Annotated in this window: 11 protein-coding genes; 3 read left to right on the forward strand and 8 right to left on the reverse strand. The window is 54.7% G+C overall.

Features of this window, described 5'->3' with window-relative positions; genetic code table 11:
• Nucleotides 1-55 precede the first annotated feature (55 nt).
• A complete protein-coding gene (locus ET810_RS06230; protein ID WP_087453296.1) occupies nucleotides 56-292 on the reverse strand; it encodes a hypothetical protein in 237 nt (78 codons plus the stop codon).
• Nucleotides 293-417: 125 nt separating this feature from the next.
• Entirely contained in the window at nucleotides 418-2064 is a 1647-nt protein-coding gene (locus tag ET810_RS06235; RefSeq protein WP_087453297.1) for an acyl-CoA synthetase, read from the reverse strand.
• A gap of 209 nt (nucleotides 2065-2273) precedes the next feature.
• Here ET810_RS06235 and ET810_RS06240 point away from each other — a divergent pair, with 209 nt between their 5' ends.
• On the forward strand, nucleotides 2274-3083 hold the full coding sequence (locus ET810_RS06240; RefSeq protein WP_134316147.1) for a GDSL-type esterase/lipase family protein: 810 nt from the start codon (nucleotides 2274-2276) through the stop codon (nucleotides 3081-3083).
• 127 nt (nucleotides 3084-3210) lie between these two features.
• Here ET810_RS06240 and rfbA read toward each other — a convergent pair whose 3' ends face one another.
• The 6 genes from rfbA to ET810_RS06270 all read right to left on the reverse strand — a co-directional run bounded on the left by rfbA (nucleotide 3211) and on the right by ET810_RS06270 (nucleotide 11134).
• On the reverse strand, nucleotides 3211-4080 hold the full coding sequence (rfbA, locus tag ET810_RS06245) for a glucose-1-phosphate thymidylyltransferase RfbA (RefSeq protein ID WP_134316148.1): 870 nt from the start codon (nucleotides 4078-4080) through the stop codon (nucleotides 3211-3213).
• Nucleotides 4081-4083: 3 nt separating this feature from the next.
• Complete coding sequence (rfbD, locus tag ET810_RS06250) at nucleotides 4084-5490, reverse strand: dTDP-4-dehydrorhamnose reductase (RefSeq protein WP_087453300.1); 1407 nt, start codon at nucleotides 5488-5490, stop codon at nucleotides 4084-4086.
• Nucleotides 5491-5493: 3 nt separating this feature from the next.
• Nucleotides 5494-6498 (reverse strand): dTDP-glucose 4,6-dehydratase, encoded by a 1005-nt coding sequence (gene rfbB / locus ET810_RS06255; protein ID WP_087453301.1) that lies wholly within the window; start codon nucleotides 6496-6498, stop codon nucleotides 5494-5496.
• A 23-nt stretch (nucleotides 6499-6521) separates the two neighbouring features.
• Nucleotides 6522-7895 carry a M1 family metallopeptidase gene (locus ET810_RS06260; RefSeq protein ID WP_087453302.1) on the reverse strand — a complete coding sequence of 458 codons (1374 nt, stop codon included), beginning with the start codon at nucleotides 7893-7895 and terminating at the stop codon, nucleotides 6522-6524.
• Nucleotides 7888-9969: a prolyl oligopeptidase family serine peptidase gene (locus ET810_RS06265; RefSeq protein ID WP_087453303.1), complete on the reverse strand. Its 2082-nt coding sequence runs from the start codon at nucleotides 9967-9969 to the stop codon at nucleotides 7888-7890. The genes ET810_RS06260 and ET810_RS06265 overlap by 8 nt, the downstream gene beginning before the upstream one ends.
• Nucleotides 9970-10054: 85 nt before the next feature.
• The gene (locus ET810_RS06270) at nucleotides 10055-11134 is read right to left on the reverse strand and encodes an alpha/beta hydrolase (RefSeq protein WP_087453304.1); all 1080 of its coding nucleotides are present in this window, start codon (nucleotides 11132-11134) and stop codon (nucleotides 10055-10057) included.
• A 399-nt stretch (nucleotides 11135-11533) separates the two neighbouring features.
• On the opposite strand from ET810_RS06270, the gene ET810_RS13015 reads away from it, so the two are divergent.
• Complete coding sequence (locus ET810_RS13015; protein WP_259484390.1) at nucleotides 11534-11668, forward strand: hypothetical protein; 135 nt, start codon at nucleotides 11534-11536, stop codon at nucleotides 11666-11668.
• 290 nt (nucleotides 11669-11958) lie between these two features.
• Nucleotides 11959-13368 (forward strand): dihydrolipoyl dehydrogenase, encoded by a 1410-nt coding sequence (lpdA, locus tag ET810_RS06275; protein WP_087453305.1) that lies wholly within the window; start codon nucleotides 11959-11961, stop codon nucleotides 13366-13368.
• The last annotated feature ends 12 nt before the right edge of the window (nucleotides 13369-13380 follow it).

The following is a 13380-nucleotide window of genomic DNA, read 5'->3' on the forward strand; positions in this document are numbered from 1 at the left end:
AGGAGAGATTTTTTAGCGTTCTCAAAAACGACAAAAGCGATCGTTAGTCGAAGATTTAGTTGTCCCGTCGGCGGTTAACCCCGCAGATCGCCACCCAGATTCCGGTGGCGGCGACGGCAATGAAGCTAAGCCCGATGAGATGCTCTGAGAAGTGGCCATTTTTGAATGCAAAGATGCACACCAGGATAAGAGCGATCCAGGAAATGGCATGAAGAACACCGGCCACTATGGATGCAGTGGAATATGTCTTTTTGTTGTGCGGCAAGGAACGTTGCGAGCGGGACGAGGGCATGAGGAAAACTTTACTAGAACAGGGTGTTTCCTATGCATAAAGGGTTGGGCTTCTCGACGTACGCCGCACACTAGTGCTCAGCCGCGTACAGCGAAAAGCTGTGACAGCCGAGCACTGTGCTCTTTTTAGGGCTTGAGCATGCGGGGGATTACTTTGCCCGTGGCATTGCGTGGGAGGGAGTCCACAAAGTGGACGTCGCGAGGGATGGAGTGTTCTGCGAGGTTGTTTTTTACCCAGTCACGAATCGAGTCTTCGCTAAGGGCGGAGCCTTCGGGAGAATCTTCGCGAACGATCCATACGGCAATGCGCTCAAACATGTCGTCGTCTTCCACGCCGCTCGCATAGAGATCGGCAATGCCTGGCATGGGTTCGAGGACTTCTTCGACGGAGCGAGGATAGACATTTTCTCCTCCGACGATGATCATGTCGTCGGCACGCCCGAGCACAAAGAGGTAGTTGTTCTCATCGATGTAACCGCGGTCGCCGATTTGGATGAGGTCTCCGACGCGGGGGATGGGGATGGTGGGGTCGGTGTATCCGGTGAGTGACATGTTGTTGTGGCAGAAGATGCGACCGGGAACCCCGGGGCCTACGGGGTTGTCATTGTCATCGAGGATGACCAGCTGGGTGCCTTTGCAGATTTTTCCGGCCACAGCAGGATTCTTTGCGATCTCTTCCATGCTTGCGATAGCGGCAGCAGAGATCTCGGTGCTGCCGTAGAGATTGCACAGGATTTTGCCAAAGCGCTCGTGGACGGCGTCGACAAGCCATGGAGAGAGCGAGTGGCCGGAGGAGAAAATGAATTTGAGGCTAGAGCAGTCGTAGTTTTCTTGGCCTTCGACCGCAAAGAATTGTTTAAGGAAGATGGGGGAGGAAATCATCCCGTCGATCTGATGCTTTTGGACGTCGGCAAGCGCCTCTTGGGGATTGAATACGCGGCGGGTGATAACCGTGCAACGCAGCGCGAATGCAATGTTGAGGCAGGCCCATCCCCATGTGTGGAAGATGGAACCGGTGAGCTGAATTGTCATGTTCGCGCGCCATGGAACTTGAGCGAGCACGCTTTCGAGCACCGTGGGGGCCGTGAGCTCTTTGCGCATGACACCTTTAGGAATTCCTGTGGTGCCGGAGGACATAAGCACGATGCTGCCGTGTTTGGGGAAGATGGGCAAAGAAACGCCCGCGGTTTCCCATGGCTTTTTTACAATATCGTCCAGGGTGATCAGGTCTGCGGTGCGTTGGGCGGGGGTTTCTTCGCGGTATCCGACAATGACGTGTAGACCGGTGAGATCGGCGGGGAGGCGGTCGACGAATTCCTCGTCGATAACCAGGACGTTGATACCATCGCGTTTGATGCATCCGGCTAGCTGCTCGGGGGAAGACCCGATGTTGAGGAGGTAGATCGACGCCCCCACGTAGCCTTTAGCCGTAAGCGGATAAATGGACGCTCGGCCGTTGCGCGCCATGACGCCGATCCTGAGGTCGTCGAGGCCGAGGGACGCGAAGTGTCGGGCGAGGGTAAGCGAATCGTTGCGTAGCTGGGTGAAGGTCAGGGTGCCGTCGTCGTCGATAAGCGCTATGCGGTGCGGACAAATGCGGTATGCCTGTTCAACTTCGCGCGCAGTCGTAAATCTATAACGGGCAAGAAGCTGTGGAATGGAGAAGAGAGCGGAGGGATTGCCCTCTACGCTGAGAATCCCTGAAGAGATAAGCGTTGGGGCAAGCTGAACCATTGCTTTGAGCGTGGAAGGAACTCCAAGTCGTGCTTTCATTGTAAGGAAACTCCTTGTAGAAGAGCAGATTGTAATAAAAAAGGTTTATTTACCGATGGTCAAAAGAGAACGTTGGTTTAGTTATGGATTCTGAAGATCTATTAATGAATATCGTTAAGAACTACCAAAACGTTAGCCACATCAGTAGCATCTGTAACTTAATACCTGAATATTTGCCTTAGCAAAACTAAGTCTCTGTTAGGAAGAATATGCTTCGTAAACTCGTTACCGCACTTACCTCAGCGGCGATTCTGGCTTCCCTCACCGCGGCTCCTCAAGCACTCGCAGCTGAGCGCAACATGGTTGTCCTCGGAGACTCCATTATCGCGGACTCCCCGGCGACGCAGTTGCTAGCAGATCGTTTCACCTCATCGAGGAACTGTCGACGTTCCCCCGACAGCTACGCCGAACAAGCCGGGCGTCGCTTGGGGCTTCCTGTACGCAATTTCTCATGTCCCGGTGTTCAGTCTGTTTCCACGGGTTCCTTTGCCGGTGGGCCTTTCAACGTAGAAGTAGATTCAGCGCTTAACAGCGGCGCTTTGAATGCTGCTACCGCACGAGTGGTGATCACTCATGGATTCAACGACACCTACTTCAACGGAAGCGAATCCGAGGGAACAACGCGTGAGCGTTTTGTCGCGGCTATGCGCCCGCAAATTGATCGCATCCGCGCAGCCGCCCCACATGCGCGTATCCAGATTGTCGGTTATCCGACCATGGTTACTGGTAGTCGTATCTGCCCTCTGCACATTATTCCTAATATCACCCTTCCAGTGCCGGCTGGGGCAATGGAGCGCTGGGAGAATCTCGCACAGGGGATGAACATAGATCTTGCTCGCGCAACCGGCGTGGAATTCCTAGATCTCAAACCGCATACCCGCAACAATGGGATGTGCGCACCTGATGCAGACCGCTACTTCTCCGGTGTTATTGATTTCACCACTGGCAAAGGCAACATGCCGCTTCATATCAACGCCCGAGGTCATGAGCGTATCAGCGAGATCCTCGCCAACAGCTAGACCCGAAACAGTTTCCTTAAGAGATTAAAAGCACGGAGGTGCTCTCCGCGACAATGTGGGGAGCACCTCCGTGCTTTATGTGTTTTATGGGTTGTGACCAGCGGGGATACTCAACCCCCGCTGTCGGTCACCAGCCTTCGCCTAAGGCACGCAGCAGATACCTGCCGTAGCCAGGCTTCAGTTGGGAGTGGCCCAACGCGCGTAGCTGGGAATCGTTGATAAAACCTGCTCGCCACGCGGCAACCTCGGGGGAACCGATGATGGAGCCGGTGCGTTTTTGTAGGACCTCAACATAGGAAGAGGCCTCACTCATAGAGTCGATTGTGCCGGTATCCAGCCACACACTTCCGCGTTTTAGTTTGTGGACACGCAGCCTATCTTGCTCCAGGTAGGCGCTGTTCAGCGCAGTGATTTCTAGTTCGCCGCGCTCGCTGGGGATAAGGTTTTCTGCGATTGTGGCAGCGTCGTGAGGATAAAAATAGAGGCCGACTATGGCAAAGTTGGATGTCGAGTGGGCTGGTTTTTCTTCGATCGCGGTGGCCATTCCGCGAGCATCAAAGTTAACCACGCCGTAGCGTTGCGGATCGGAGACCTCGTAGGCAAAAACGGTGGCTTTACCTGGGGTGTAGCAACGTTGAAGCGAGGCGTCGAGGTCGCTGCCGTCAAAGATATTATCGCCGAGGACGAGCGCCACGTCGTCGTTGCCAATGAAGTCACGGCCGATCACTAATGCTTGCGCAAGTCCATCGGGGGATGGCTGCACCGCGTAAGACAAGGAAATACCCCATTGCTCGCCAGTGCCTAGGAGACGCTGAAAGGCTTGCTGGTCTTCAGGGGTGGTGATCACCAAGATTTCAGAGATACCCGCCTGGATGAGCGTGGTCAGCGGATAGTAGACCATGGGCTTGTCATAGATCGGCATAAGCTGCTTGGAAATGCCGAGCGTTATGGGGTGCAGCCGGGTTCCCGACCCGCCCGCCAAGATGATTCCCTTCACAGCCTAGATCTCCTTTGCATCCGATGTGGCGCAGTACTGTGAGCAGTAGCGCGCGTAGTAGTGAGCGAGCACATCTTGCCAATCACGTGGGGAAAACCCGAGCTTAGTGATTTTACTCAAGTCCAAGGCTGAGTACTGGGGGCGCGGGGCGGCGGTTACCGTGTCCGCAAAATATTCGGCTGTACTGAGCGGCTGCACGTCGGAAGCAGAACGACCCGCCAGCTCAAACACCCGCTGCGCCACCTGCGCCCAAGAAACAACCTCACCAGAATTGCTCAGGTTATACACCCCATAGGGCGCGTGATTATCGAGCAAGAACTGAATACCCGCAGCTAAATCATCGGTGAAGGTGAGTCGGCCTAGCTGATCGTCCACCACCTGCGGAGAAACCCCACGTGCAGCAAGGGAAGCCATCGTGGACACAAAGTTTTTCCCTTCTCCCACCACCCAGCTGGTGCGCACTACGTAATGCTGTGGGGCAACGCTTACCGCAGTATCGCCTGCGGCTTTTGACTGGCCATAAACGCTCAGTGGGCTGAAGGGTTCGTGCTCGTCGTGGATAGGGCAGGTGCCATCGAAGACGTAGTCGCTGGATATATGCACCAACGTGATCCCATAACGAGCCGCAATTGCAGCAAGGCGTGCGGGTGCTTCCGCGTTTGTACGCCACGCGGCGGCCGAATCAGTTTCGGCGGTATCGACGGCTGTATAGGCGGCGGCGTTGATGATCACGCTGTAGTCCGCCCAACGACGCGCCTCTGTGATGTCTGAGGTGATGTCTAACTCGGCGCGAGAACAGACCTCGGCATGGGGAAAAACCTTTTTTAAGGCTTGTCCAAGTTGTCCGTTCCCGCCGGTAATAAGCATTTTCTTGGGAGGGACGGGTGTAGCTTCGGTCAGCGGAGGGTGCGCCATGTCTTTGTCAGAGAGCGTTGCGTGATCGAGGGGGATCGGCCAAGAAATATTCAATGCGGGATCAGCGAGATTCACAAAAGAATAGTGAGCATCTGGCGACCAGTGGTCGTTGACCAAATAGGTATATGCAGTGGATTCAAGGGCTTGGAACCCGTTGGCAACCCCTCGCGGAACAAAGACAGCTATCTCGGGAGTAATAGTCAAGGTAAACGTGGCGCCAAATGTCGCGGAACCTTCGCGTAAGTCACACCAGGCCCCAAAGACCGAACCAGTTGCTACGGAGACGTATTTATCCCAAGGCTCTGCGTGCAGCCCTCGGGTTACGCCGACTTCCGCGTTGAAAGAAATATTGTTTTGTACTGGTCGGAAACCGGAGAATCCTAAGTCTGCGAGTTTGGACTCTTGCCAATTTTCTTTGAACCAGCCGCGGGAGTCCTCATGCAGATCGAGATGGATGACCATCATGCCCTGAATAGAGCAGGTTTCTATCTTCATCGTCTACTGTCCCCGCTTGGCGTAGTTGTTTTCTACTGTCTCTTTGAGCGGTCGCCACCAGTGCTCGTTGTCGCGATACCACTGAATCGTATGAGCCAATCCCTCGCGCATACCGGTCGCAGTGTCCGTGAAGCGGGGCTGCCAGCCCAGTTCTGTGCGCAGCTTGGTGGAATCCATGGCATAGCGCATGTCATGGCCGGGGCGGTCGGCGACGTGTTCATAAGAATCTGCGCCCATGAGCTCGCAGATCAATTCGATGACGTGCTTATTATTCACATGATCGTTGTCAGCGCCGATGATATAGGTTTCTCCGATGCGTCCGCGGTCGAGAATCGCATGGATAGCATCGTTGTGGTCATCTACGTGGATCCAGTCCCGCACTTGTTCCCCGGTTCCGTAGAGCTTGGGTGGAATCCCACTCAGGATATTGGTGATCTGCCGCGGGATGAACTTTTCGATGTGCTGATACGGGCCGTAGTTGTTTGAGCAATTAGACAACGTGGCGGAGATGTTAAAAGACCGCACCCATGCCCGAACCAGGTGGTCAGAACCGGCCTTGGTCGCGGAATAAGGGGAGGAAGGATTGTAGGGGGTGTGCTCGGTGAAGCGGTTTGGGTCGTCAAGCTCAAGATCACCGAAGACCTCATCGGTGGAAACGTGATGAAAGTGCACGTGGTGGCGTCGAGTAGCTTCCAACAGCGTGAACGTGCCCACTACGTTGGTGTGAATAAACGGAGAAGGGTCTTCAAGGGAGTTGTCGTTGTGGGACTCCGCCGCAAAATGCACCACGACATCTGTGTCGCGCATAAGCTTATCGACGAGCGTCGCATCGCAAATATCGCCCTCAACCAGCTCCGCGTCGCAGCCGTCGAGGTTGGCGCTATTCCCCGCGTAGGTGAGCTTGTCGAGCACCCTCACGCGATAATCGTCGCGGGTTTCAAGGGTGCAGCGAACAAAATTAGAACCGATAAAGCCGACGCCGCCGGTAACAAGCAAATTCTTTCTCACGGAATCACACCTTACGGGGCGTTTTATGGGTTGGGGAACTTTGGCAGTTCCGTCCGATAGAGCCAGTTGGTCCAGAGCTCTTCACAGCGCTGTGGGTTGGAGGCTTCCTTGAGGACTTCGCGGCGCAGGTCATGCGGCTCTACCACCGAATGGCGGCCTGCCGCGACATAGCGTTGGACGGTGCGGAAGAAGGCGGCGTCGCCAAGCTCACAGCGCAGGGCATGGACGGTGAGAGCTCCGCGCTTATAAATGCGGTCGTCAAACATCTCCTTTGGACCGGGATCTGCAAGAAGTACATCCTGAGGCAGTGCGGCGAGCTGATCATAATGGAAGCACGCAGACTCGTGAGCACGTGGCCCACGGCCGGAATACTCAAACCACAGCCATTCCGCATAACACGCAAAACCCTCGTTCAACCAGATATCGTTCCACTGAGCAAGACCAAGAGAATTGCCAAACCATTGATGCGAGAGCTCATGGGCGACGAGGCGTTCCCACTGGTTGTGGCCGCGCGCATGGTTTGCTCCGAAGATAGACAACCCCTGCGCCTCCAACGGAATCTCCAACTCATCTTCCGTGATCACTACTGAATAGGAATCAAAGGGATAACGGCCAAAAAGCTCACTGAATATGGCGAGCATCTTTTCCTGCTGCGCAAAATCATGACGGAAGCCGGAGACCATATGGGAGGGAACAAAACCCTTAACCGGCACCGTGGTGAGCGGAGGGCTCTGATTGAGAGATTCTTCCCGATATTGGCCGACCTGGATGGTGGATAAATACGTGGCAAGTGGATGCTCAGAGCGATAATGCCAGGTAGTGCGGGCTCCGCTTGTGTTTTTACTTATGAGTCCGCCGTTGGCGATGACAGAATAATCGGAATCGCAGGTGAACGTGATGTCAAAGACTGCTTTCTCATCAGGGGTGTCGTCGCAAGGCAACCAGGAACGCGAACCGCACGGCTGGCTAGCCACAAGTGAGCCATTGCTGAGTTCCTCCCAGCCGATGAGACCCCACAAAGTACGGATAGGATGCGGGTTTCCGGAGTAACGCACGCTGAGCGCGAACTCCGCATCCACGGGGATCGGCTCAGTAAAAGAGACACGCAGCTTATTGCCCGACTGCCGGAATCGCTTCACATCCGTGTGCACGCCGCCAGCTACCGTGATATTCACTGACGTGGCCCGGAGGCTGTCGGCGAAGTCAAGAGTCAGATGCGAAAGCGGCAGGTAGTTGTCCATGTATAAGGTCGCCTCTGCCGCCAGCCGATTGGGGCCCACCGCATAATCCATGATGAGTTCATAGCAACGGACGTGGAATCCAAGGTTAAAATCCACTCCGGTATAAGAATCCCGAGTCCCCGGGACAGGCGTAGAACGCAATCGTGGCCTAGACATGATGAGAACCTCCCTCAGTGGAGATTGTGCAGCCATCAGATGCAGTGGCTGCACGGTTCTGCAACCACGTGAAAATCAGGGCTTCCATGAACGCAACTTGGCCGTTATCGGCAGCTCCCGCGTGCCCACCCTCAACGTTTCCGTAGTAATCAACCGGCTGTCCACAATCGGCGAGCGCGGCGGCGAATAACCGGGCGTGTGCGGGGTGGACGCGATCGTCTCTCGTGGAAGTGGTAACCAGCGTTGGCGGATAGGAAACTTCCGAATGCTCGCGGATGTTGTGCAGCGGGGAGTAACTCGCCAAGACTTCGCGTTCTTGGGGATCCGAGGGGTCGCCATATTCAGCAATCCACGATGCCCCGGCAGACCATTCGTGGTACCGCAACATGTCAGGCAGTGGGACCTGGACAACGGCACCTTGAATCAGTTCAGGATAAGAAGTGAGAGCTACAGACGTGAGCAAACCACCATTGGAGCCACCCCGCACGAAGACGGAGGAGGCATACCCGCGGGAGACGACGTCGTTAAGCACAGCCTGATGATCTTGGTAGATAAGAGGTCTGTTCTTCCTGATAACGCTTTCGTGCCACGTGGGACCGAACTCGCCACCACCACGCAGATTAGGCTGAACATAAAAGTTGCCTTGCTCCAGCCAACCCAAACCCCGCGTGGCTGAATAGCCAGGAACCAACGAGACCTCAAATCCACCATAACCGCCTACCAGCGTGGGACGAGGACCACGGGAGAAATCGCCGACGATAAAATACGGGATCTTTGTCCCATCTGCAGAGGTGGCCCAGTGTTGGCGAGTTTCCATACCGTGTGCGTCGAAAAGCGCCGGGGCATGCCGGACTTCACCAGGAATAAGAGACTCGCTCACGTTGACGCGGAATAACGTATCGGGCTGCGTGAAAGAGGAAGCACCCAACCACGCCTCGTCGCTATCATCACAGGTAGAAACGACTCGTGCGGTGGTGAGGGGCGGCAACTGAATGTCCGCGTGCTCGGACTCTAGAGAATCGAGCCTTAACACCTCTAACGTGGAGCTAACGTTATCCAGTACCGTCAAGATAATCCGGGTCTTGGTAAAAGAAATATCCTGGATACTCGTCGTAGGGGTAGGAGTGAACACCGTATGGAAGTCTCGGCTCCCATCTAAGAAACGCTGAAAATCAATGGCACCGACCCCGCCAGCGGGCACCCCAGCATAATCTTCTCGTGGAAAGACAAACATCCATTGCCGATGAAACGTGAGCTCGCAGTCCTCGGGCACCTCTACTATTTGCAACGCGTTGTCGCGTTCGATAAAGGTGCGCGAACGGTAGAAATCCAGGGATCGGCGGACAAATTTTCGTTCAAAACCGGGCGTAGAATCTGCCCACGCTGAAACTGCCAGATCGCTGGTCTTACCAGCAAAAAATTCTTGGGCAGAGTGTATGGGAGTGCCGCGCTGCCACACATAGGCTCGCGCCGGGTATCCAGAATCAGTCAGCGTTTCTGGGCCTAGATCTGTCCCTATAAGGAGAGTATCTCTATCCACCCAACTGACGAGTGTCTTGGCCTCTGAAATATAAAAGGGGTCATCGGTGACAAAGGAGTTAGCGCATAAATCGAACTCGCGAATTTCTACGGCATCAGCGCCACCTCGGGACAGCTGGATAAGCGCTCGGTCAAAGTGATGGGGGCGAACATGGGCGCCCTTCCACACCCAGCTTTCCTTTTCCTCATGTGCAAGCTTGTCCACGTCTACCAGGATGTGCCATTCGTCTGCTCCTGAGAGAAACGCGTCTAGCGTAGTTCTACGCCAAAGGCCCCTGGGGTGATCTGCGTCTTGCCAGAAGTTATAGAGGTATTCACCACGACGAATCACATAAGGAATTTTGGTGTCGACGTTCAGCGCAGTGCGCATCCTCTGCTGGAGAACGGAAAAATCAAGTGCCGATTCCGTGGAGTCAGACCAGCGTTTGGCCCAGTCAAGTGCTTCCGGGGCGTCGATGGTTTCAAGCAACGCAGCATCAAAGGGCAGATCAGCTAATTCACGGTGCTCTGGCCGTGGGGAAGATGTAGTAGTCATTGCCTCTGAGATTACTCATTAAAGGGACCGCCCGCCGGCGGAAGATCGCTGGCGGGCGGTGTAACTGGGAAAGAAGAGCTCAGGTTTACTTGTTAAAAGCGCGCTCGAATGTCGGCCAAGAAGCGCGGAGGTCATCCTGCCAGTAGCTCCAGGAGTGGGTGCCTGTGTTGCGCATGTTGAAGTCGGCTGGGATGTTCAAGGACTTCAAGCGGACCTTGAGGTCGTTGGTGCACATGTTGGTTCCAGCTTCGATGAGGCCACCCTCTACCACTACCGCGGTAAGACCAGTGGAAGCGATTGCCGGGTCCAGGCCAGCGTAACGAGGGTTAGCCAAGGTGTCGTGGCCACCTGCAATGCCGCTGGCGTTGGATACGTAGATCTCCGTGCCGCGGAGGTCCTCAGCCATGACAACTGCGTCGTTGTAGCGGTTGTAGTCAGAACCCATGGGGCCCCACATCTGCTCAGGGGTTGCCTGGCCGCGCTGCAGCGTCAGGCGCAGGAACTGATAAGCCATAGGAGTGGAGGTGGCTGCGCAGCCAGAGAAAGAACTTACTGCGTCGTAGAAGCCCTTTGCATGCGCGGCGAGGAGCAGCGAGCTGGTGGCGGACATGGACATGCCGACGATAGCGCGCTTGTTGTTTGCCTTAAGCATGGACTCCATCGGTCCTGGAAGCTCCTTGGTAAGGAAGGTCTCCCACTTTTGCTTGCCGCCTAGGGCAGCGTTCTCTGATACCCAGTCGGTGTAGTAGGAGAATTTACCTGCCATAGGAACGACAACGTTGACGTCCTTCTCCTTGTAGAAGTTCATCGCGTCGGTCTGCATGACCCAGTTAGCGCGGCCTTCTCCACCGTCGCCACCGTTAAGGAGATAAACAGTTGGGCGGTTGGGGCTCGAAGCTTTGAGGACCACCATCGGGATGTTGCGATTCATGGATGGGGAGTGCGCCCATGCCTCAACCACACGATCGTTGTCGAGCTTCTCGCGCCATACCGGGCTAATGTCCGGCGTTGCACCAAAGTGCACGTCTGCTAGAGCGGTGCCGTTGCTGATCTGTGCGGGAGTCTTTTCAGCTGCGCCGGCAGTAGGTGCGACAGCTGTGCCGAGAAGGCTAACAGTAGCTGCAGTAGCAACCGAGAAGGCCGCGATCGACCGAAGGAACTTCATACTGCTTTTTCTTCCTTGTTTTCTATCCAGTTAGTGGGCAAATGGAAGGACATGCTTTTCGACGCTCGCCATTGCCCGAAAGCCTGCTGGCGTCAACATTTACATCGTTTTCTTCACGTAGAACGTTAACAGGTTCCTATGGTGTGGGGTAGTAGCCAGCCCCAAATAAAACCAGTTTTTTGCGCAAAAATGCGTGACGCTCACAACATTTTGTGAGATTTTTCTAAGCGTTGAGCAAGGTTTCATTATATGTCATATTAGTCAGAAGGTTGCTCTAGGTAGGGCTGCTTCATGTTATTTTGAATCATTCGAAGGCGACGGAAACGGGCGTTTAGGCTTACACTCTGATTGTCACTTTTGTTCTTCCAGACTTTTTCAAGCGAAAAGGATGTAACTTTTATGGAAAAGATCGCTGCTTTTTTCAGCAATCCACTCGGCTCTATCCAGGCCTTTATCAATGAGGCTGTCGGCGCCACTGTTCAGGCAGGCTCTGCGGGTTTGAGCAACTTCTGGCACCTGATCGGGCTGCTTTAATAAAAAACTCACGCGTAATCACGTGCAATAACGCAAGCCGGGAACTGTGTGGCAACGTCCGGGGCTTGCGTTATTTTCTGTCTGTGAGGCAGTTGCTTTTGCTTGCTCAACTCTTGTGCGGATGGGGTAACGCGGGGGAGGCGAAAGCTTGAAGGCTCACATTTTTGGGTAGGGGAATCGGGTCATTGTGGCCGGGTAAATGTGGTTTTTTATTCGCTGGAGTGAGTTCAATTGGGCAAAGGTGAGCTACTACACGACATTTTGGATAGAGACACGTATTCTAGAGACTTGTGACTGAACATTATGACGTTGTAGTACTCGGCGCTGGCCCCGGTGGCTATGTCGCCGCCATCCGTGCAGCCCAGCTCGGCAAGAAAGTCGCCGTGGTTGAAAAGCAGTACTGGGGAGGTGTCTGCCTCAACGTTGGATGTATCCCGTCCAAAGCTTTGCTCAAGAACGCTGAGGTCGCGCACATCTTTAACCATGAGGCAAAGACCTTTGGCATCTCCGGTGATGTTTCTTTTGACTTCGGTGTCGCGCACAAGCGTTCCCGCAAGGTTTCTTCGGGAATCGTCAAGGGCGTTCACTATTTGATGAAGAAGAACAAGATCACTGAGATCGACGGACTCGGTAGCTTCAAAGACACTAAAACGATTGAAATCTCCGAGGGCAAAGACGCAGGAAAGACCGTTACATTTGACGACTGCATCATTGCGACAGGATCCGTCGTTCGTTCTCTGCCAGGCGTAGAGATCGGTGGCAACATTGTTTCCTTTGAGGAGCAGATCCTCAAGGAAGAAGCACCTAAATCCATGGTCATCGTTGGTGCAGGCGCCATCGGTATGGAATTTGCGTACGTTCTTGCCAACTACGGTGTAGAGATCACCATCGTAGAATTCATGGATCGCGTGCTTCCTAACGAGGACGCAGATGTTTCCAAGGAGATCGCTAAGCAGTACAAGAAGCTTGGCGTGAAGCTCCTCACCGGCCACAAGACTACTGCCATCCGTGATAACGGCAATGGTGTAGAGGTGGACGTGGAGTCCAAGGATGGATCCAAGTCGGAGACCATCAAGGCGGAGCGCGTCATGGTATCCATCGGTTTTGCACCACGCGTGGAGGGCTATGGCCTGGAGAACACCGGCGTAAAGCTTACCGACCGTGGCGCTATTCAGATCGACGATTTCATGCGTACAAACGTTGACCACATCTACGCTATCGGCGATGTAACCGCGAAACTTCAGCTGGCGCATGTCGCTGAGGCACAAGGCGTTGTGGCAGCCGAGACCATCGCTGGTGCGGAGACCCAAGAGCTGGGCGACTACATGATGATGCCTCGCGCTACCTTCTGCAACCCGCAGGTAGCTTCCTTCGGATACACCGAGGAGCAGGCCAAGGAGAAGTTCGCGGGCCGCGAGATCAAGTCCGCCACGTTCCCATTCTCTGCTAACGGCAAGGCACAGGGCCTCGGCGAGTCCGCTGGCTTTGTCAAGATCATCGCAGATGCTGAGTTCGGGGAACTCCTCGGTGCTCACATGGTGGGTGCAAACGTCTCTGAGCTGCTGCCAGAACTCACGTTGGCTCAGCGCTTTGACCTGACGGCTGAGGAAATCGGACGCAACGTTCACACTCACCCGACCCTGTCTGAAGCAATGAAGGAAGCTGCAGAAGGCATCATGGGACACATGATTAACCTGTAAAGCTAGTGGCTT

Origin of the sequence: Corynebacterium silvaticum, assembly GCF_004382825.2 — a bacterium.
Classification (GTDB): Bacteria; Actinomycetota; Actinomycetes; order Mycobacteriales; family Mycobacteriaceae; genus Corynebacterium; species Corynebacterium silvaticum.